This window comes from Celeribacter ethanolicus (assembly GCF_001550095.1).
Lineage (GTDB): Bacteria > Pseudomonadota > Alphaproteobacteria > Rhodobacterales > Rhodobacteraceae > Celeribacter > Celeribacter ethanolicus.
The window spans coordinates 79,144-97,914 of the sequence record NZ_LRUC01000041.1 but is presented as its reverse complement, the minus strand read 5'-3'; the positions used below and the strand labels follow the sequence as shown (position 1 = coordinate 97,914).

13 protein-coding genes and 7 pseudogenes are annotated in these 18,771 nt (G+C 58.3%); 6 read left to right on the top strand and 14 right to left on the bottom strand.

Features of this window, described 5'->3' with window-relative positions; genetic code table 11:
• On the top strand, positions 1 to 637 hold a 637-nt coding region (locus NH195_RS15575), incomplete at its 5' end, for an IS3 family transposase (protein WP_066701789.1).
• A 155-nt stretch (positions 638 to 792) separates the two neighbouring features.
• On the opposite strand, the pseudogene NH195_RS20965 reads toward NH195_RS15575, so the two are convergent.
• The 7 genes and pseudogenes from NH195_RS20965 to NH195_RS21290 form a co-directional block, all read right to left on the bottom strand.
• Positions 793 to 1,569 (bottom strand): annotated as a pseudogene (locus NH195_RS20965) (transposase).
• 281 nt (positions 1,570 to 1,850) lie between these two features.
• Positions 1,851 to 2,141, bottom strand: coding sequence for a beta-barrel domain-containing protein (locus NH195_RS21480; RefSeq protein WP_476577881.1), 291 nt, complete (start codon positions 2,139 to 2,141; stop codon positions 1,851 to 1,853).
• A 7-nt stretch (positions 2,142 to 2,148) separates the two neighbouring features.
• A pseudogene (locus NH195_RS21580) lies at positions 2,149 to 2,443 on the bottom strand (DDE-type integrase/transposase/recombinase); the annotation flags it as partial.
• A 15-nt stretch (positions 2,444 to 2,458) separates the two neighbouring features.
• A pseudogene (locus NH195_RS15560) lies at positions 2,459 to 2,755 on the bottom strand (ATP-binding cassette domain-containing protein); the annotation flags it as partial.
• Positions 2,756 to 3,365: 610 nt separating this feature from the next.
• A complete protein-coding gene (locus NH195_RS15555) occupies positions 3,366 to 3,584 on the bottom strand; it encodes a hypothetical protein (RefSeq protein WP_066708927.1) in 219 nt (72 codons plus the stop codon).
• A gap of 275 nt (positions 3,585 to 3,859) precedes the next feature.
• Positions 3,860 to 4,561 (bottom strand): hypothetical protein, encoded by a 702-nt coding sequence (locus tag NH195_RS15550; RefSeq protein WP_155846199.1) that lies wholly within the window; start codon positions 4,559 to 4,561, stop codon positions 3,860 to 3,862.
• Between the two features lie 350 nt (positions 4,562 to 4,911).
• Positions 4,912 to 5,172: a hypothetical protein gene (locus tag NH195_RS21290; protein ID WP_162265882.1), complete on the bottom strand. Its 261-nt coding sequence runs from the start codon at positions 5,170 to 5,172 to the stop codon at positions 4,912 to 4,914.
• Between the two features lie 344 nt (positions 5,173 to 5,516).
• Between NH195_RS21290 and NH195_RS21735 the strand changes: the two are divergent.
• The 3 pseudogenes from NH195_RS21735 to NH195_RS21915 form a co-directional block, all read left to right on the top strand.
• Positions 5,517 to 6,224: pseudogene (locus NH195_RS21735) on the top strand (IS30 family transposase); the annotation flags it as partial.
• Positions 6,220 to 6,483, top strand: a pseudogene (locus tag NH195_RS20955) (transposase); the annotation flags it as partial. The pseudogenes NH195_RS21735 and NH195_RS20955, both read left to right, overlap by 5 nt.
• 510 nt (positions 6,484 to 6,993) lie before the next feature.
• Positions 6,994 to 7,152 (top strand): annotated as a pseudogene (locus NH195_RS21915) (IS3 family transposase); the annotation flags it as partial.
• Positions 7,153 to 7,358: 206 nt separating this feature from the next.
• On the opposite strand, the pseudogene NH195_RS15525 reads toward NH195_RS21915, so the two are convergent.
• The 7 genes and pseudogenes from NH195_RS15525 to NH195_RS15495 all read right to left on the bottom strand — a co-directional run.
• Positions 7,359 to 7,451 (bottom strand): annotated as a pseudogene (locus NH195_RS15525) (IS6 family transposase); the annotation flags it as partial.
• A gap of 196 nt (positions 7,452 to 7,647) precedes the next feature.
• Complete coding sequence (locus NH195_RS15520; RefSeq protein ID WP_066708905.1) at positions 7,648 to 8,253, bottom strand: FAD-dependent monooxygenase; 606 nt, start codon at positions 8,251 to 8,253, stop codon at positions 7,648 to 7,650.
• A gap of 128 nt (positions 8,254 to 8,381) precedes the next feature.
• Entirely contained in the window at positions 8,382 to 10,385 is a 2,004-nt protein-coding gene (locus NH195_RS15515; protein ID WP_066708903.1) for an aminoglycoside phosphotransferase family protein, read from the bottom strand.
• Complete coding sequence (locus NH195_RS15510; protein ID WP_066708900.1) at positions 10,369 to 12,228, bottom strand: ABC transporter ATP-binding protein; 1,860 nt, start codon at positions 12,226 to 12,228, stop codon at positions 10,369 to 10,371. The genes NH195_RS15515 and NH195_RS15510 overlap by 17 nt, the downstream gene beginning before the upstream one ends.
• A gap of 2 nt (positions 12,229 to 12,230) precedes the next feature.
• Entirely contained in the window at positions 12,231 to 13,370 is a 1,140-nt protein-coding gene (locus tag NH195_RS15505; protein ID WP_066708897.1) for a glycosyltransferase family 4 protein, read from the bottom strand.
• Entirely contained in the window at positions 13,370 to 14,641 is a 1,272-nt protein-coding gene (locus NH195_RS15500; RefSeq protein ID WP_066708894.1) for a glycosyltransferase family 4 protein, read from the bottom strand. Before NH195_RS15500 ends, NH195_RS15505 begins: the two co-directional genes overlap by 1 nt.
• Positions 14,641 to 15,900, bottom strand: coding sequence for a glycosyltransferase family protein (locus tag NH195_RS15495; protein ID WP_066708891.1), 1,260 nt, complete (start codon positions 15,898 to 15,900; stop codon positions 14,641 to 14,643). Before NH195_RS15495 ends, NH195_RS15500 begins: the two co-directional genes overlap by 1 nt.
• 258 nt (positions 15,901 to 16,158) lie before the next feature.
• On the opposite strand from NH195_RS15495, the gene NH195_RS15490 reads away from it, so the two are divergent.
• Positions 16,159 to 17,790, top strand: a complete 1,632-nt coding sequence (locus NH195_RS15490; protein ID WP_066708888.1) for a sensor histidine kinase — start codon at positions 16,159 to 16,161, stop codon at positions 17,788 to 17,790.
• Positions 17,783 to 18,463 carry a response regulator transcription factor gene (locus tag NH195_RS15485; protein WP_066708885.1) on the top strand — a complete coding sequence of 227 codons (681 nt, stop codon included), beginning with the start codon at positions 17,783 to 17,785 and terminating at the stop codon, positions 18,461 to 18,463. Before NH195_RS15490 ends, NH195_RS15485 begins: the two co-directional genes overlap by 8 nt.
• Positions 18,464 to 18,771 lie beyond the last annotated feature (308 nt).

Genomic DNA, 18,771 nt, shown 5'->3' with positions numbered 1-18,771 from the left:
GGGGTTTGGTCTGTGCTTTTTGCATCTGCGGAACGTCAAAGGTTTTGGCTGGAACCACAAACGCGTGTACCGCATCTACCGCGAGTTGGAGCTGAACATGCGGATCAAGCCTCGGAAGCGGCTGCAGCGCGAGAAACCGGAACCGCTGGTCGTGCCTGAGGCCCCGAATGAGGTGTGGTCGATGGACTTTATGGCCGATCAGCTGGCTGACGGTCGGGCATTCCGCACATTGAACGTGCTTGATGACTTCAACCGCGAGGGCCTGGCCATCGAAGTGGACTTCTCACTGCCCGCCGAGCGCGTTGTTCGGGCGCTGGACCAGATCATCGCCTGGCGAGGCAAACCTCTGGCCATTCGCGTAGATAACGGCCCGGAATATGTCAGTGGCAGGCTCCAAACATGGGCCGAGAAGGCGGGGATCGGGCTGCTTTACATCCAGCCGGGCAAGCCCCAGCAGAACGCTTATATCGAGCGCTACAATCGGACAGTTCGCACCGAATGGCTCGGGCGATACCACTTCGAAAGCATTGAAGACGTGCAGGATCACGCAACGAAATGGCTCTGGACTTACAACAACGAAAGACCAAACATGGGCATCGGCGGCATGACCCCGATACAGAAACTGACAGCAGCTTAGATTCTACTGATACGCCCCTCTAAAAATGGGGGGATTACCGTTTTACCAGAGACTTTCTACGGCGGAGTAAAACCTACGACGTAAAAGTGGAGCACTTGGAGGTTTGGCTGAGTCGGTTGCAAAGATCGTTGGCGATCTGAGGTGCCCCTAGTTTCCTAGACACCTGCCTCGGTCAGTTTCTGCTGTCTGGTCTCGAAGGCAACGGGCGACAGCATGCCGTTGTTCGTGTGCTTGCGCTTCGGGTTGTAGAAGAACTCGATGTATTCGAACACGTCCCGCCTGGCGTCATCCCCGGTCGGATAAGTTCGGCGCCTAATCCGTTCGCGTTTCAGCAGCTGAAAGAAGCTTTCTGCTACGGCATTGTCATGGCAGTTACCGCGTCGGCTCATACTGGGTTCCAGATGATGCTGGCGGAGAAACGTCTGCCACTCCCGGCTGGTGAACTGGGAACCTTGATCGCGCAGATCGTCCGTCAACTTGCGAAGCCATACACCTTGCCGCTGTCCGCCCAAGCCTGTCGGATCAGCGCGGTCTGGCGCGCATCCTGCTGCGCACGGTGGCTTAAGGGTTCTTTAAGCCAAGCGTAGAAGCCGGAGAAATGGACCCGCAGCACTCGGCACATGGCCCGGATGCCGAACTCTCCGCGATGCGCCCGAATGAAGGCGTACTTCATTGGGACTCGCGCGCGAAGTACGCCGTAAGATATCGCGCTCCTCGGTGACCCGGGACAGCTCGCGCTTCAAACGCCGGTTCTCGGCTTCGTGGTCAACGCCCGGCTTCGATGATGGTTCAGCGAAAAGCTTCAGCCACTTGTAGAGCGAATGCGTGCTGACGCCCAAACGCCGCGACACCTCCCGAATCGGATATCCTCGCACTGTGATCTGATGCACCGCGTCGCGCTTGAACTCGTCGCTGTAATTGCTTGTCCCCATGTCGGCCTCCTTGCCTCAAAGTTAGGGCGCAAAGCGTCTACAAATCTAGGGGCACCTCAATCAGTCGACCGCGCCACCCAAATAGCTGGCGGTTGACTGGTCGCCTTGGCCTGTAGAGGCCATATTATGCCTTCGTGATCAGGAGATACTGGTGGCTTTTCGCGCGCGGCTTTGGACCAGACGATAGCTCTCTCCGCTCATCTCGGGGATTTTGGCGTGATGGGCTAGACTGTTGCAGAGTATCGACTGACGGAGACGAAAGAATTCACAAAATTTTATAATCACCCCCTAAATGCTCGCTGAAAATAGTCCGACATAGGTTTCACAAAATAACTCAGTGGAGTGCGGTCATTTGTTTTTAAATGCGCCTCAACTGGCATACCCGGCAGAAGCTGCATGCCTTTGAGTTTTTCCAACTCGCCGGAAGCCGGGTAGAGCTCTGCCAAGTAATAAGAAGCACCCGTGGTCTCATCTGTAAAAGCGTCCGCGGAGACTTTGGAAACATAAGATGAAATCTCCGGCGTTTGACGCTGATCGAACGTTGTGAAACGTAACATCGCGCTTTGACCGATACGGGCTCATGGGGTTGCCCGGCGCGATGTAGTGCCATTCGATCCGGTGCTTGGAGTACCACTGCAGGATCGCGTTACTGGTTAGTTCTGTCCCATTATCGCTGACAATCATGCAGGGCCTTCTGCGGCGCTCGATCAGGGCCGTCAGTTCACGCGCGACACGGCGCGCCGAGATCGAGGTGTCCGGTATGGCCACTAGGCACTCCCGGGTGACATCGTCGACCACATTGAGCACCCGGAAACGCTGACCGCTGGCGAAACTGGTCGTGAACGTAGTCCAGCGACCAGCGCTCAGCAGCCTCCCGGACCTCCTGCATTGATGCGCCGGGACGGGCGTAGGCGATGTTCTCGGCCAAAGAGCGGTGAAACAACACAGGCTCTTGCGGGACAAGCGCGATGTGTTGGCGCAGCACCTCCAAGGGAACGCGCGCGATATCGACGCCGCCCAATGTGATGCTGCCGTCATTGATCTCGTGAATCCGCTGGATCAGCTTCACGAAAGTGGTCTTGCCTGAACCAGACCGCCCAACCAATCCGACTTTCTGGCCCTCAGGAATGGCGACATCCAGATTGGTAAAAAGCGGTGTTTCAGCCCCGTCATAGCGATAATCCACATGGTTGGGCGGCACAGAAATTGTCCGACCTCTTGCGCCTCTTGAATCTCAGGCAGCCAAAGCGACGCAACGGCTCTTTGCGATATCACAACCGTTCGAAGGCACTCCGCGAAGCGCTTATCATCGCGGTCATCCGCCTTGCTTCGTTTTCTGCATACTACGTTCCCGTGGAACCGTTTTCCAGCGATGATTAGGCTCTTAACCTCTATGTCATGACGCCTGCAGTCTCTTGTGATGGTACTCACGCCCAAGGTGTTGTTGGCGATAGAGTGTCGGCAAGCTGCCGACCAATAGTTGCGCCGCTCAAGCCAGAACGTTTACCCATGCGAGAATGTTCGTTCTGCGTCGTATTCTCCGAAGGTACTTCCAGGGCTTGACTCTTCCAATGCCACCTCGGACTTAAATTGATCTGTAAAATATCGGCGTTTCGCCTTTCTCCCCCCCCTTCAAAGGTTCGGGATACACCTTAGCTCATTGTTTGATTCCCTGAGACCACTTCACTTCTGCCGCTTTCTGGATTGTTCCAAGTTCAACGTATTTGCGGGCAAGTTCCTGCCATTCGGCAGGCCGATCTGAAATTTGTTTAATCGGCCGTTTCAGCTTTCTTTCCCTATTTGAACGTGTTCGCGAAAAGTTTCGTAGCTTTGTGTTCCAGCCCTTGAAGTTCTCGCCGACAGTCTGCGGTCAAGGGCGAATTGATTGGCATCGCCAACTCCGCCAAGGTCAACAACCCATGATAGGCATTCAAAAGCGCGATCTGATCTTCCGCGGTTTCCATTTGTTTAAGCCGTTGTCTGGCGAGATCCAAAATCGCGTCATCTGTGGTCATCTTTACTCCTAGCTTTCGATCAGTCAGCATTTTGAAATTTCAGGAACATAAAAGTTGATATTATATACTTAATAAATAGGCAAAAAGGGCCAATAGTGGTTCTCTGAACCGCCCCAGTTTTAACGGAGACTGTTGAGTTCGTATTTCAAGCCGCGATTTTGTCTGACTTCAAGGCTTGTTCGTATTTTTTCCTCCGCTTCGATTGCCGTCATCAATTCGCTTGATCGACCGCGAGGGACGGTTCCACTTTGTGGGGCTGTTGTCAAATCTGTTGGTCACGGCCCGTTGGTCTCCCGCAGGCATGCATCCACCTTGTCCTCGGCATTCGCCTTTTTATAGCCGCCGAATTTCCAGAGGTTCGCGCGGGTCAGCCAGACAATCGGATCGCCCGGCAAAGGATGTCGATAGCGCAGGTTTTTGGTCCATTTGCCCGGCTCCGGATGGGCAAAAAAGTCCTCGATGAACTGTTGGATTTCCTCGGGTTGGTTCTTGCGCATCGGGTAGCTGCCAAGCGGAAAGCGCTGGGTGTAGCCGTATTCATGCCCCTCCGTAGACAGATAGACCATCGCCGGTTTCCTGAAAGGATAGAACAGCTTATAAATCTTGTTCACCTTCAAAAGCCGTGGCGTGACGGCGTATTCGGCGTGGAGCCGCGTGGTGAAATGGAGCTGTTCAAGCACATCGACCTTTTCGCGTTTCTTGCGGGGACGCAGATCGGCCATGCCGAAAAACCGCTTGATCGAATTGCCGTACCAATCGCGCACATAGGCCACCCGCCTGCGCGCATCGAGACGGATGCCGTGCGAGTCCGGAATGAGAAGGCGGAGCGGCAGGAAGAGAACGAGGAAGACGAAAAAGGGGCCGAAACCCAAAGACGCTAGAACGCGGTTCAAACGCGCACTTGCTGTGCGCCCCGCATTCGCAATGGCGCTTTCGTAATATTCCTCTTTCGTTTCCGGCTCTTCTCCAGCGAACACTGGGTTTGTTTCAAAATACCCGAGATACCTCTCGTAGCCAGGCTCTAAATAAGCCTCGTAATCCGTTACAAAAAGATAATCTCGTTGGAGCATTTCGGACAGTGTTTCAAAAGATGAGGGACGGTTTGGTGAAACGCGCTGTCCCGACATCATAAAGGCATTCGCACAGAAAAGCCCGACCTGAAACAAGATCAACAGATTGATAATCAGTTTCCCGACGCTGTTGGTCGGGTTCCTAATCTCGACGGTGCTGTCATCAATACGCTTGATCGAGCGCGACAGCCGGTTCCACTTTGCGGCGCTGTAGTCAAATCGGTCGGTCAACGACGTATCCATATTCTAATCCATTGTTACAGGCTGGCCTTGTCATAGGGGAAGGAGCCAGACCCTTTCGGGCGTTTGCCGTTTGTGTGGGTGAAGGCCGCCTCTACGCGAATGAAATTCTCGCGCCGTTCATAATGCGGAACGATGACATAGCGCTCGAAAACACTCTCATAGATCGTCACTTTGGCTTGGCCCGTCTCGACAAAGTCCAACGTGTAATCCGCGCCAAGCGTCAAGTGACGGATTGGCGTAGCCCCATTCACATCCTCGTTGAAAATTCCGTCCAATAGGACAGAAAGTTCGAGTTGGTTCAGGTTCACAGCCGTTTGCAACCCCTGACAATGGATATTGATGGCCAAATCGCCAGAGCTGTCGTTTGTGATCGCAACGGAGACCGGCGAGGGAGATCATGGTTCGATCCGCTTTGTCACGAACCAGCGGGATTATCCCGGGGAAGGGACTGAGTTCGATCCGGCTTTTGTATTGGAGGTTTGAGAGTTTGCAGTTCTTTTATTTGCAAATATTATACATAATAATGATTATAAGATTTTTTGATATGGCTTGGCGCGCGCTACCTTGAACTGCGACTCCTATTAGAAACCAATGGATTATCTAATAAGGAGATTGTGCCATGAGTGGCTCCTACAAGCAATTGAACATCGAAGAACGGCGTAAAATCGAGCGCTGGCTGAGTGCTAAAGTGCCAGTTCGCGAGATGGCGCGTGTGTTAAAGCGCTCGAAAGCGACGCTCTACCGCGAATTGAAGCGGAACTATTTTGTCGACGAGAGCCTGCCAAAATACGCGGGCTATTATGGCGCGGCGGCGCAATTGAGAGCTGATGGCCGCCGTGCTCGGCAGCGCAAGCTGATCAAGCATCCAGATCTCGCCAAAGACGTCGTTCAACGGCTCAAGAACGGCTGGACGCCCGAGCAGATCGGAAACCGGATGATCCATGAGCGCGCACCGCTACGTGTCTGCCAAGAGACAATCTATCGCTACATCTATTCCAAGGAAGGCATGGCGCAGGAGCTTTGGTGGTATCTGCCGGAACACCGCAAGTCCCGCAAACCGCGGCGGGCCAGAAAGCGCCTGCCCCCAAAATTCGACCGTGATGTCAGTATCCTGTTCCGCCCAGATGACGTGGCGCATCGACGTCAGTTTGGCCATTGGGAGGCTGATTTGGTCTTGTTCAAACAAAGCTTTGGTCAAACGAACATCACATCGATGGTCGAGCGCGTTAGCCGGTTCACAGTGCTGTTGAAGAACCTGAACAAGCGCACGAAGCCGGTCATGGGCAAAATCATGAAAGCCATCGGCGATCTGCCTTTCATGGCGCGTAACCCGAGAGCCGCACGAGGAAGCACGCGAGTTCGCCCGCACATGCCGCAAGACCAAAGCCTACAAGATCTCACGGGACAAAAGGAAAAAGGTCGAGATGCTATTCGCTCACCTGAAGCGCATCCTGAACCTCACGCGGCTCAGGCTTCGAGGACCGAACGGCGCAAAGGACGAATTCCTTCTCGCCGCCATCGCCCAGAACCTCCGAAAACTCGCCAAGCTTCGCCCGCAGTGCGTCCAAAAGGAGGTCAGCGCATGACTTGAAAGGTCAAAAGAGCCGGCTTCCGGCAAACCAAATGGCGAAAGCCGGGACCAAACGGCTGCTATGTCTCCAGCACCGTGAAAATCCCACAAAACAAACCGACTTTTTCAACAGTATCCGCCCCTTGCTACCTAATTACCAGTGCCTTACGAACTAATGGCATTACGTGATTTAATCAGAATCCAGTCTCAAAATTGCCAAAACCAATGGTCTGAACATTCAAGTCCCAGAGTCTCAAATATATGCCAACGTTACAGCGCGCTACTTTGAACTGCGACTCCTGTTAGAAACCAATGGTGAACCGCGCCGGTTTTGCCGGAGGCACCAACTTGCGAAAAGGATGGAGCATCATGAGCAAGACGATGAAGAAGCATTCCCCCGAAGTGCGTGAGCGTGCCGTTCGCCTGGTTTTGGACAACACCGGTCAGCATGAGAGCCGTTGGGCGGTGATCGTGTCGGCATCGGCGTAGATCGGCTGTTCGACGAACACCGTGAAGCCATCGGGATCGCGCCAAGCGCGACAAGGTTTTGCGACCCGAGATTGAACGTGTCTGGGAGCAGAACGACAGGGTCTACGGCGTTCGCAAGGTCTGGCATCAACTACGTCGGGAAGGCTTCGATGTGGCCAGATGCACGGTGGCGCGGCTGATGACGGATTTGGGCTTGGGGAAGCGTCGGAGACAGCTGCGAGTCCAAGCTGGTCCGCTGCCGGCGGATTGAATGATCCAACGGCACCGTAAAGTTAATTGTCCAAACGTGAACTCAGAACTGTCATTGATGTTCGGGCGATTTTGGCTCAAATTTTCTGAGCACTGAAAGCATCCCTTCAGCGGACATAATTATGCCGCAAGCCCGCAAATATCTGGAACGCCCTTGAAGCCCATCATCGGGCGTGTGCTCTGCTTGATGAAGCGATGGTCCTGCTCAATGATGGTGTTCAAATATTTGATCTGCCGGATCTCGATCAAGCGTTTGGCCATCGCGGTCTGCAGCATGGCAGAGGCAGATCAGCAATGAGCGGTACTGCCTTTGTTACATTTATATGATGGAGGTGCCCGCGAGAGTCGCGTCTATGATCCTATGACGGTGGACCTCGCCTGATCGCAAACGGCCCCGAAAACGGGGCCGTTTTTGTAGGATGTCTTTATCTGGCGCGGACAGTTATTCCGCCGCTTCGCGCATCCGCGCGCTAAAGCGGCGCGGGTCGTAATCATAGACCCAATCCGTGTTGATCCCCGTTGTGCGAGGATCTTCCTTGGCGCGGCGCGCATATTCTGCGTCCCGTGCCGCCATTTCCTCTTCTGTGGGCAAGTGATAGGTCCGGCCACGCTCGCGCGCTTCAAGTTGAACCTTTGAGGTCCGCGGGCGGCGCTCTGCCTCATAGGCGGCGAGAGCCTCTGTCAGATTGTCGGGATAAAGTCCCAGAGCCTCCCCCAGAATATAGCCATCCTCGATGGCCATCGCAGCGCCTTGCGAGAGGAACGGCAGCATCGGGTGACAGGCATCCCCCAAAAGTGTCACCGCCCCTTTCGTCCAGCTGCCCATCGGATCGCGGTCGAACAGGCCCCAGTTATACACCTCCTCCACATTCGCGAAGAGCTCAGCAAGATCAGGATGCCACCCCGCGAAATCGGAGAGCATGTCTTCGCGAGACGCACGCGTGCTCCAACTTTCGTCGACCCATTCTGAAGCCTCGGTCACGGCCACGATGTTCACCATCTCGCCGCCCTTGAGCACCCCGGTGTTCACATCCTCGCGGCCCGGCAAGCGAAGGCGTTCCTTATCGGGTTTGCCGGAGGCTCCAGGCCTTAAGCAGGACGGAGCATCATGACCCAAACAACGCACAGGATAAGCCAGACTCCCTGAGTTCAGGTCATTTGGTCTGCCTCCAGATTTCAGACAGGATGTATCAAGTGCGCAATGATTTTTGCCGCTTCATGCTGCCGGTCTGGAAACCGCTGAGAGATGTGGATGTGTCGGGCAAGAGAAATCCGCCGCGTGGCGGTGATGCGGGACATATCGGGGAGAGACGCATGCGCGGCATAACCGTCCAGAAAGGCCATGTCCCGGGCCGGGGTCGTGCCAAGCCCCTTATGATGCCGAAGCGCCAGCTCATCAAGATGGGCAAGAAAGTTGCCGAGATCAATCGCCGGGTCCCCCATGGCCACCAGATCCAAATCCAGAAGCGCCACGCCCCCCGCCGAACAGATCACCTGATCCGGATAGAAATCCCGATGCAAAAGGACCGGTTCCGCCGGTGTTTCAAGACGCGCAATATCAGGGGCAAGCGCCCGTTCGACCGCCTGAAACGCCGAGATATTCTCTGGCGCACGCGCTTTCTCGGCTGCAAGAGCCTGTGTCAGGACGGCGCATTCCTGTGCAAGTGTCCAGTCGCGTGCGACCTCGACCTCACTGGTGTGCAACCGGGCCAGCGCCTCTCCGGTCTGCCGAAGGGCGTTGCTCAAAACCTCTTCTGACGTGCCGTTCAAGAGCAGACACGTCAGATCAGGACCTTTTATTTCCTCCTGAAACCAAAGACATGCCTCTTTCATTTCTGCGAGAACAGCAGGAACCTGAACCCCATACCTGCCATCCAGCCCGGCCGCGCGCACAGCAGACTGAAGCGCAGGCGTGCGGCGATCGGCGCGGCCAAAGCGCAATTTGCCATAGGCCGCACGCCCCACCGTGTCGGCATAGCGGAAAATGGCTCTGCGACCGGGTTTCAGACGGAGACAGTGCACCTCGCTCGGTGTCCAGCCAAGCGCGTCAGCGACGGTGGCGGGAGTTTGAGCGATATGGAATGCGGGTGTGCCCAGAGGGGCCAAAAGTGCTTCGACCCGTTGCAACAGCGCCGCGCAGCGCTCTGGCCAGTCCGGGTGACGATCACGGAAGGGTTCGATCAGCAATCCCGCGAGGGCGGCGGCGCGATGCGGGCGGATGTCCTCCGCTGTCATCCCGTAGCCGTCGAGAAACGCCTGACTCAGATCTTGTCTTGTGCTGGGGTCGTAATCGAGCCGGGCCAGAAAGCTTGCGACATCGCACAGAGGATCGCCCGTTCCGGCACGGTCCCAGTCGATAAAACACACTGCGTCATCGGGGGTTACAATCACCTGATCGGCGCTGAAATCACCATGGCAAGCCGCAACCTTGGGACGACACGCGGCAAGATGCCGGGAGAGCATCGCGGCACAATGCAAGGCACGCGGGGCAAGATCGGGTAAAAGATCTGCCAGATCGTGCAGCGACCGAGACGGGTCGGTAGCGGGCAAAGGGCAAAGCCCGCTCATCGGGTGTCGGTGCAAGTCTGCCAGCCGTGCACCGATCCGGCGATAGAGCTCAGGGTTTGGGCTGTGATCCGCCGCTCGCCCGGCCACCCATTCGATGTCAAGCGTCGCCTGTTTTGCATCACTGGCAAGCAGCCGCGCGCCACCGAAACCTTCGCCAAAATAGGCCCCGGCGCGGGCCTGATCATAGAGACCCGGCGCAAAGGCCCGGCGCAATCCGCCGTCAATGCGTTGCACAAAACGGCGGTTGGGTTTGAAGGTCACAAGACTGTTGGGATCGGCTTTGCGCAGTTTCCGGGCCGCCGGAATTTTCCTGTCACGCCAGACCGGCAGGGCAACGAGGCAGGCGGCCACATCCCAAAGCCCGTATTTGCGCCAGTTCGGACGCGACAGATAATCCGCGAAACGTGCTTCGGGGGCGGTCCGCAGGACAAAGAATTGCCCGTCGGCGCACCGAGCCGTGGCTGTCGCATTCACCCCGGGCTTGTAGCGCAGATATGTCAGTTCGGCGGGGTGCCCCAGAAGCCGGGCCACATGTTCGGGATCCAAAAGCGCGGCCAAACCGGGCAAGCCGGGATCACGGGCGACAAGGTCGCGGTCAGCCTTGCAGAGCATGTTTGCCTCCGCTCTGATGGGCAAACAATCGGGCGAAACCGGTCTTTGTTGCGGCCAGACGGTCCGGGGTCCCGTCTTCCTGCACCCGACCGTCTCCCATCAAGATCACCCGATCGAAACAGCGCGCCAGCGACAGGTCGTGGGTGATGATCAACGTGGTTCGATCACGCGCCAGCCGCAGGATCGCACGGCGCAGATGGGCTTCGCTTTCGGCATCCAAACCGACGGTTGGTTCGTCCAGCATCAGGATCGGGGTTTGACGCAGAGCGGCCCGCGCCAAAGCGATCCTCTGCCGTTGACCGCCAGAGAAATTTGCGCCGCGTTCGGCCACTTCGGTATCATAGCCATCGGGCATGGCGGTGATGAACTCCTCCGCACCGGCAAGCCGCGCGGCGGCGCGAATGTCGTCTTCACTGACCTCCCGCCCTGCCCCAAGGGCGATGTTTTCCGCGACGGTTCCGGCAAACAGCACCGGGTCCTGCGGCAGAAAGGTGATCTGGGCACGCAGGCTGTCGAGTGTCACGGCATCGACCGGGGTGCCGTCGATGAGGATCGTGCCACCCTGTGCCTCTCTCAGGCGCAGCAAGAGCCAGAAAATCGTAGACTTCCCGATGCCAGATGGCCCGATCAAGGCAACGGATTGCCCCGCCGGTATATCGAGAGAAAACTCTTTGAGAACCTGCCGCCCGTCGGGGTAATCGAAACCCACCCTGTCAAAGGAGATATGCCCCTGAAACACCGGCGCCGGGCGGGCCTCGGCACGGTCGCGGATCTCCGGCTCCGTGTCGAGCAGATCGAACACGCGTTCTGCGGCGGCAGAGGCCTTGGCAAGACGTCCGGAGTATTTCGCATAGTCTCTCAACGGCCGGAACGTGTTCTTGAGATAGGTCAGGAAAACAAGCAGATCGCCCGGTGTGAGCCGCCCGGCAAGCACCGCATGTGTGCCGAACCACAAGACGGCTGCGGTGGTCAGGCCGATCATGACATCGACGCTGCGTTCCATCAGAGCGCCAAGACGCCCGGTCTTGATGCTGTCGCTTTGGCTGGCACCGTTGGCGGATTGAAACAGCCGCCCGGTGGCCTCTTCGAGGCGCAGCGCCTGTACGGATCGGATCGCACCAAGCATTTCAGAGGCGCTGTCGGCCAGGCTGGCCTCGCGTTTGCGCTGCACCCGGCTGGCGGTTTTGATGCGGTTGCCGATCCGCGTGGTCATCAAAAGCAGCACAGGCACCGGCAAAAGCGTCAAAAGCGCCAGCGTCCAGTCGAGCCACATCATCACCGCAACCATGCCGGTGAGAATGAAAACATTGGTCAAAAGCGGCATGACGGCGGTGGTGGCGGTGTCCTTGAGCATGCCGACATCGCCGATCAGGCGCAGGGTCAGATCGCCCGGACGGGTGGTGTCGTGAAAGGCAGGCGGGAGCTTTTGCAGATGGACAAAGAGATCGCGCCGCAAGCCGGTCAGCGCCCGACTGCCCGCCACGGCAAACAGACTTGTCGAAACGAATTGAAACAAGGCGCGCAAGCCGATGACAAGCGCCAGCCCCACGGCGCAGAGCGCGATAAAACCGTTGAGACCAGAGAGGGTCAGCCCACCGATCAGCGTGACCGTGAAAGGGCCTTCGGTCGGGGTGCGCACCACCCGGTCGATGATGAATTTGAGCGGCCAGGGTTCCAAAAGGCGCATGGCCGTGGCCATCAAAAGCGCCAAAACGCCGGAAATCAACGTGCCGCGAGACCCGGCCAGATAGGGGCTGAACCGGCGCAACATGCGTATGAACGCAGGTAAAGCATCGCGCAGACGGTCTTTGCGTTTGCCGCGCAGCGTCGTCGAACCGCCCATGATCACAGCCCCTCGGAGAGCATAGGCAGGCGGCTCCGTTCAAGCACAGTTCTGGCATTGGCCTGCCAGGTGTGATGGGCGATGACATGGCGGTGCCCGGCCTCTCCCATACGCCGGGCCCGCTCCGGGTCTTGCGCGAGGGTGGCAATGGCTCGGGCCAAGGCTGCGGGGTCATCGGGCGGGCAGATCAGGCCAGTGTCGCCATGCGTCACGATCCGGGCCAGATCGCCGACATCGCTGGCAATCACCGGCAGGCGCGCGCCCATATATTCATAAAGCTTCAAGGGCGAAAAATAGAAATCCTGAGCCGCCGAATAGGGCGCGATTCCGACATCCGTTCTGGCCAGCCAGTCCGGCACCGCGTCATGCGGGATCAGCCCGGAAATCTCGCCGCCAAGCGCTGCGATCCGCTCAGAAAACCGCGCACGCTCCGGTCCGTCGCCGACGATCAACAGACGAATATCGGGCCGGGAGGCATGCAAAATCTCCATGGCGCTGACCAGCACATCAAGATCGTGCCAGGGCTTGAGACTGCCGACGAAGCCGACGGTAAAGGGTCGGTTGCCCTGACGAGGGCGGTCATACATCGCGGGGTCAATGGCGTTGGGCAGATGAAGCACATTTTCTGCCCCGTGATCCTGCGCATAGCGGACGACCTGAGGGCTGACGGCGGCGACAAGGGCGGCGGACTGCATGGCCGCCTGCGTGGCCGTCAAACAGTCCTGCGGCAAGATCATCTCGCGATGCCGTTGCTGTTCTTCCATCAGAGGCGCGTTGACTTCGAGCACGGAGGGGACGCCGGCCTCCCGCGCCCATGTCATCGCGCTGTGCGACAGAAGTGCGTGGCGTTCATAGACAAGGTCGAACGGCCCGGCGTCGCGCAAAATGTCCGGCAGGGCAAGGTCGAGCGTCATAAGCGCCTGCATCCGCGCCTCAGCGTTGGATTTCGACGGTAGAGAAAAAGGCACAACGGGCGTCGTCTCAAGCCCCTTCGGGCGTGTGCCCTCACAGCGGGGCGAGAACAGGGTGACGTTGGCCCCCATGCTCTGAAACGCGCGGACCATGGATTGCACATGCACAGAGGCCCCTTTTGCACCAAAAACCGGAATGCCGGGATCGAGGCAGATGTAAGCGATGCGCATCAGAGGCCTCCCTGAGCGGCCACAGCCCGATCATCACAGCGCAGCCTATCGAAAATCCGCCCCAATTCGGCGGCGTTCTTGTGCAGGTTGAAATCGGCTTCGATCCGCGCACGGGCGTTCCGCGAGAGCGCGGCACGCAGCTCGGCATCGCGCCAAAGCCGGGCAAGCTGATCAGCGAGATCGCGGGGATTGCCCTCCTGCGCCAAAAGCCCGGTTTCTGCCTGTGTCACCAGTTCAGGAATGCCGGTCACAGGGGTGGCGACGACCGGACAACCGAGCGCCATGGCCTCAAGCAGGACGGTCGGCATGCCATCGCGATTGCCGTCTGCCCCCACGATGCATGGACAGGCCAAGAGCGTCGCCTTCTGCATCGCGCGGATGATGTCGTCTTGCGGCATCGGACCGATCAGGTGCACGGTTTCGGACAGGCCGGAGGCGTCGATCTGGTCCTGCAGTTCCTGTTGCATGTCGCCGCCGCCGACGATCCGACACGGCAGGCGCAGCCCCTTGTCGCGCAGAATGTGCAGAGCCTCGACAAGAATATGAAACCCCTTTTTTTCGACCAGACGCCCGACAGCCAGAATCTCATGCGGCTGATCTTGCGGGGCGGACCAAGAGAAGGCGTTCAGATCGATACCATTGAAAATCCGAACCAGCTTTTGGGGATCACAGCCCAAACTCTCGTTCAGATACCGCACATTGTAATCGGAGACCGTGACCACCGCATCGGCATCGGCCAGCTTGAGCGGCAGGTGATGATCCTCATCGTAATCGCAATAAATATCCTTGGCATGGAGCGTCACCGACCAGGTGATCCCGGCCAGAGCCGCGGCGATGCGGGCAACAGTGGCCGCCAGCGTGCCGAAATGCGCATGCAGATGGGTGATATTCCGGCTCAGACAGTCCAGCGCCAGAAGGATGGCCTGATACAGGTCGCTCTCACTGCTCTCCGGAAACTGCATCATGGCCGTCATCGCCGTGGGGCGCAGGGCGTAAAGCGTCTTTTGTGCCTCCCACAGCGAGTCCTGTTTGCGCAAAGGCTGACGCAGGCGCGTCACGGGCGCACGCACTTTCGAAATGATATTCTGGAAATGCGTTTCCTCGACCGGTCGCAGCGCAAAGATTTCGATCTCGCGCCCCTCTGCCTCATGGGCAAGGATTTCGTTGACAACGAAGGTCTCCGAAAACCGTGGATAGCGTTTGACGACATAGCCGATCTTGCCAGTCGTCTGTGCCGGAAAACCAATGGGAGACGGGGAGGAAACGGTCATCAGAGAGCTTCTTTCAGTGCTGGGGAGGAGGTGGTGATCGACGGGTCCCGGGCGAGAATTTCGGCGGTACGGTTGCGGACGCGTTCAAACCCGCTCATGTCGAGAGGGCGGGCGGGCTGCGGCGCTGCTTGCGGACGCGACAGCCACTGGCTCAGACTGTCGGGGGACAGATGTTCGGGCAAAAGCATATCCACTGCGCCTGCGCGCGACAGCCGTTCGGCCCGGATCACCTGTTCGCGGCGCGGGCGGGTGCGCGGGACGATGAGCGACCGTTTGCCAAAGGACAGCGCCTCGCACACGGTGTTGTAGCCGCCCATGGTGATCACGCGATCGGCTGCGGCAAACAGTGAGATCGGTTCCGGCAGAAAGCGCAAAACCTGCATGTCGTCACGTTCGCCAATCTGGCGCGTCAGAGCGGCCTGATCCTTGCCGGGCATCTGTGTGCCGGTCAAAATGATGCCGCGCCGGTTCGGGGGCAGCGTCGTGCGGGCAAAGCTGTGGCAAAGATCGGCCCCGTCCTTGCCCCCGCCCACGGCACAGAGGACGAAGGGACGGTCGTCCTTGTCCGGCACAGATCGCGTGGCGGCCTCGGTGGCACGGGGCAACGACAGCCGATGTCGTTGATCGAGATACCCCATAAAGCGGCTGCGGGCGCGGAAATCCGCGCTGAACCCATATTCTTTCGGCAGATCGAAAAAGGCGCGGTCGCCATAGATCCAGATCTCGTCAAACCAATCACGCAACGCACGCTGGTTTCGTTGCCGGAGCCATTGCGCCCGCACGGTTTCCGGGCTGTCGATAATATCGCGCAGCCCGAGGATGACACGGGCACGCCCGCGCTTGCGCAGCATGTGTAAAGCCAGATCAAGTTCGCCCTGACAGCCGCGCGGCACATTGTCGACAATCATCAGATCGGGGTCGAAGGCCGCCAGCGCCGCCTTGATCGTCTCAGCGCGCAACGCCGCGATCGTGCGCAGATCAAGGCCAAGATGCCGGGCCTCATAGGTGCCCTCGGCGGTCTTGCCATAGGCCGGCAGGGTCAGCATGTCGACGCCTTCAGGGATATGGAATCCACCCGCCTCGTGCATCCCCGCAATCATCAGGATGTCGGGCCGGGGCTCGATGCTGCGCAGGGCCTGGGCCAACAGAAGATTGCGACGCAGATGCCCAAAGCCGACGGTGTCGTGGGAATACAGAACGATGCGCGGCGCACCGCCGTGCCGGGTGGTTTTCGCGCCGTTTGCAGAGAAATGTTTCATCGTCTGGTCCACCGATCCTTTTGCGGTTCCCGCAGGCGTGTTGCGGGGCTGTTTTGCGTATCGGATAAGGTGGGCAGCCAGTATTGGAATTCAAATTAGAACTTTACGAGGCCACGCCCGTGAAGATTAGAAGTTTATAAGAATGCCGTCTCGGGTGCTGTGTTCTTCTGTCAGGTGAATTAAATCGGGTCCGCGTGCAGGAGCATGACAGACCTGCGGCCGCACAGGGCGTGGTATGCGCCAAGAGGAGGATAAGGGATGAAAATCCGGGCAAAGCTTCTGGTCAGCCACGGTTTCGTGGCACTTGTGGTCGGCTGTATCTGTGTCCTGATCCTGATTGGATTGCAGGCCACGGACGACTCCCGGCATTCCTTTGAACGCAGCTATGAAAGCCTGCGCGAGATCAATGAACTGAACTCGGACGCGAACCGTCTTTCCGAACAGATCGCGGAGCTGTTCACTGTGGGTCTCGAAGGACGCGACGAAGTTACCGAAGCCTATGACCATCTGATCGTTCAGCTTGATGTGCTGCACACCGCTCTGGAGGCCGATCTGGCGGAGGCCGCGCCCGAAGACCGGGAAAGCGCGCAGGCCATGCTCGACTGGATCACCGAACTTCATACCGAGGTGGAAAGTCTCGGCGCCGCCGGGATGGAGATTTTCGATCTGTTGTCGAAAGGCCAGCGCGAGGTGGCGCAATCGCTTTATGCCCGTCGGGTGGAGGACGATCTCGATACCAGTATCGGCACGCTGATCGACGAGGCGATCCGGCGCAATGCCCGCAGCGTCAATGCCGAGATCGACGCATGGAACGAGCTGACCGAACGCCAGCGGCTTTTGGCCATCAGCATCTTCGTCACGGCGGCGTTGGTTGCGGTGGGCACGGCTTTGCTTCTGGACAAACAGGTGTCGCGCCCGCTTGCCGATCTGTCGGCGGCGGCGGACAATCTGGCAAGCGGTCACGGCGAGATCGCACTCGACACCCGGCGCAGTGACGAGCTTGGCGATCTGGCCGAACGGTTTCAGGAAATGGTGCAACGGATTTCAGAGCAACAGGCCAGTCTGCGGGCCGCCCGCGATTCATTGGCCGAACAGGTCTCTGAGCGCACCGAAAGCCTGAGCCAGCGCACCGAACAGCTTGAGGCCGCGAATGCGCGCCTGCGCGAGCTGGATTCGAGCCGAACCCAGTTTTTGGCAGACATCAGCCACGAGCTGCGCACGCCACTGACGGTGATGCGCGGTCAGGCGGAGGTCGCCCTGAGAAATCCGAACCCGTCGAGTGAGTTGCTTCAGGCTGCGATGCAGGCCATGGTACGCAAGACGGGTCAGCTCGGCCAACTCGTCGATGACCTTCTGTTCCTCGCACGCTCCGAAGCCGGGGCGATTCAGGTGATCCCCTCCCCGACCATGCTTCAGGAAACTCTGGCGGAGGTGACGATGGATGCCCGGTCCCTGCGCGCCGCCGATGGGATACGCATTGCCCTGCATCAACCGGAAGACCCGGTGATGGTCGATGCCGATCCGGCGCGTTTGCATCAGGCGGTGATGATCATTCTCGACAATGCGATCCGTCATGCGCCGCGCGACAGTGTGGTGTCGATCGACCTGAAACGGTCCGATGATATGGCATACCTGTCGATTTCGGATATGGGCGAGGGCTTTCACGAAGCGGATATTCCGCATGTGTTCGACCGGTTTTATCGGGGCCGCAATAGTCGCGGCGCTGGTGGCAAGGGCAGCGGTCTCGGTCTGGCCATCGCCTATTGGATCGTCAGCCGCCATCACGGTCGGATCTCCATTGGGCAGGCGGAAAACGGCACCAACGGCGCGCGTGTGGATGTGATCCTGCCGCTGCTCACGGAAACGGAGGGGACGGACCGCCATGCATGATATTCTTCTGGTAGAAGATGACGACGAAATCGCGGATTTCATCCTGCTCGGGCTGACGAACGAAGGCTATAACGTCCGACACGCAAATTCTGCGGCGGCGATGTGGGAGGTGCTTGCGGAACGGCAGGTGTCGCTTATCATTCTTGATCGCATGTTGCCGGATGCAGAGGGCGCGATCCTCTGCGAAACCCTGCGGGACACTCATCCCGATCTCTTTATCCTGATGCTTACGGCAAAGGATTCTCTCGAAGACAAACTGGCGGGTTTGCGGTCTGGCGCAGATGATTACATCACCAAGCCGTTTTCGTTCGAAGAGTTGTTGTTGCGTCTCGAGGCACTGCTGCGGCGACGCGAAGGCGGTATTTCGGAAAAGAACGGAACCCTGTCCTGTGGTGTGTTCGAGTTCGATCTGACACATAAATCCGTACAACGCGAAGGTCGGGAACTTGGCCTGACGCCAACCGAATTCGCCCTTTTGAAATATCTGGCCGACAATGCCGGGAGCGTCGTGAGCCGGATGGACATCTTGTCCGGCGTCTGGGGCAAGAATTTCGATCCGAACACGAACATCGTCGAGGTCTATATAGCCTATCTGAGACGTAAGGCAGACGGTCCGTTCGATGAAAAGATGATCCGCAATGTGCGTGGCTTTGGCTATGTGCTGGAAGTCTGAGCCTGGATTTACGGCTGTTTGGGAGCATCGTGGTGACGGTCCTGACTGCGACGCAGGGCGATGCTCCGTTTGCCTTTCGTGTGCTCCCCATGCACCTTAGAACGTGCTTACTATTTGGGGAGCGTAAGCTCCAGAACGCATGCGCCTACGGATTCGCCTCACAGTCCTGCCACTCGACCTCTGGTCATCCATGTCCGAAACACGGAGAAGATAAGCTCCTCAGATCGCCAATACGCCAGCGTCTGGATCGCGGTCACGGCCTTGTCCCTGTTGTCCCCCGCAAGCCCTTCGACGCCGGTGATCAAATC

What these genes read in the sequence shown, in the direction of transcription:
- NH195_RS15555 (WP_066708927.1), bottom strand. Translation starts at nt 3,584, where the DNA reads ATGACCACAGATGACGCGATTTTGGATCTCGCCAGACAACGGCTTAAA.
- NH195_RS15515 (WP_066708903.1), bottom strand. Translation starts at nt 10,385, where the DNA reads ATGCTCTGCAAGGCTGACCGCGACCTTGTCGCCCGTGATCCCGGCTTG.
- NH195_RS15510 (WP_066708900.1), bottom strand. Translation starts at nt 12,228, where the DNA reads ATGGGCGGTTCGACGACGCTGCGCGGCAAACGCAAAGACCGTCTGCGC.
- NH195_RS15505 (WP_066708897.1), bottom strand. Translation starts at nt 13,370, where the DNA reads ATGCGCATCGCTTACATCTGCCTCGATCCCGGCATTCCGGTTTTTGGT.
- NH195_RS15500 (WP_066708894.1), bottom strand. Translation starts at nt 14,641, where the DNA reads ATGACCGTTTCCTCCCCGTCTCCCATTGGTTTTCCGGCACAGACGACT.
- NH195_RS15495 (WP_066708891.1), bottom strand. Translation starts at nt 15,900, where the DNA reads ATGAAACATTTCTCTGCAAACGGCGCGAAAACCACCCGGCACGGCGGT.
- NH195_RS15490 (WP_066708888.1), top strand. Translation starts at nt 16,159, where the DNA reads ATGAAAATCCGGGCAAAGCTTCTGGTCAGCCACGGTTTCGTGGCACTT.
- NH195_RS15485 (WP_066708885.1), top strand. Translation starts at nt 17,783, where the DNA reads ATGCATGATATTCTTCTGGTAGAAGATGACGACGAAATCGCGGATTTC.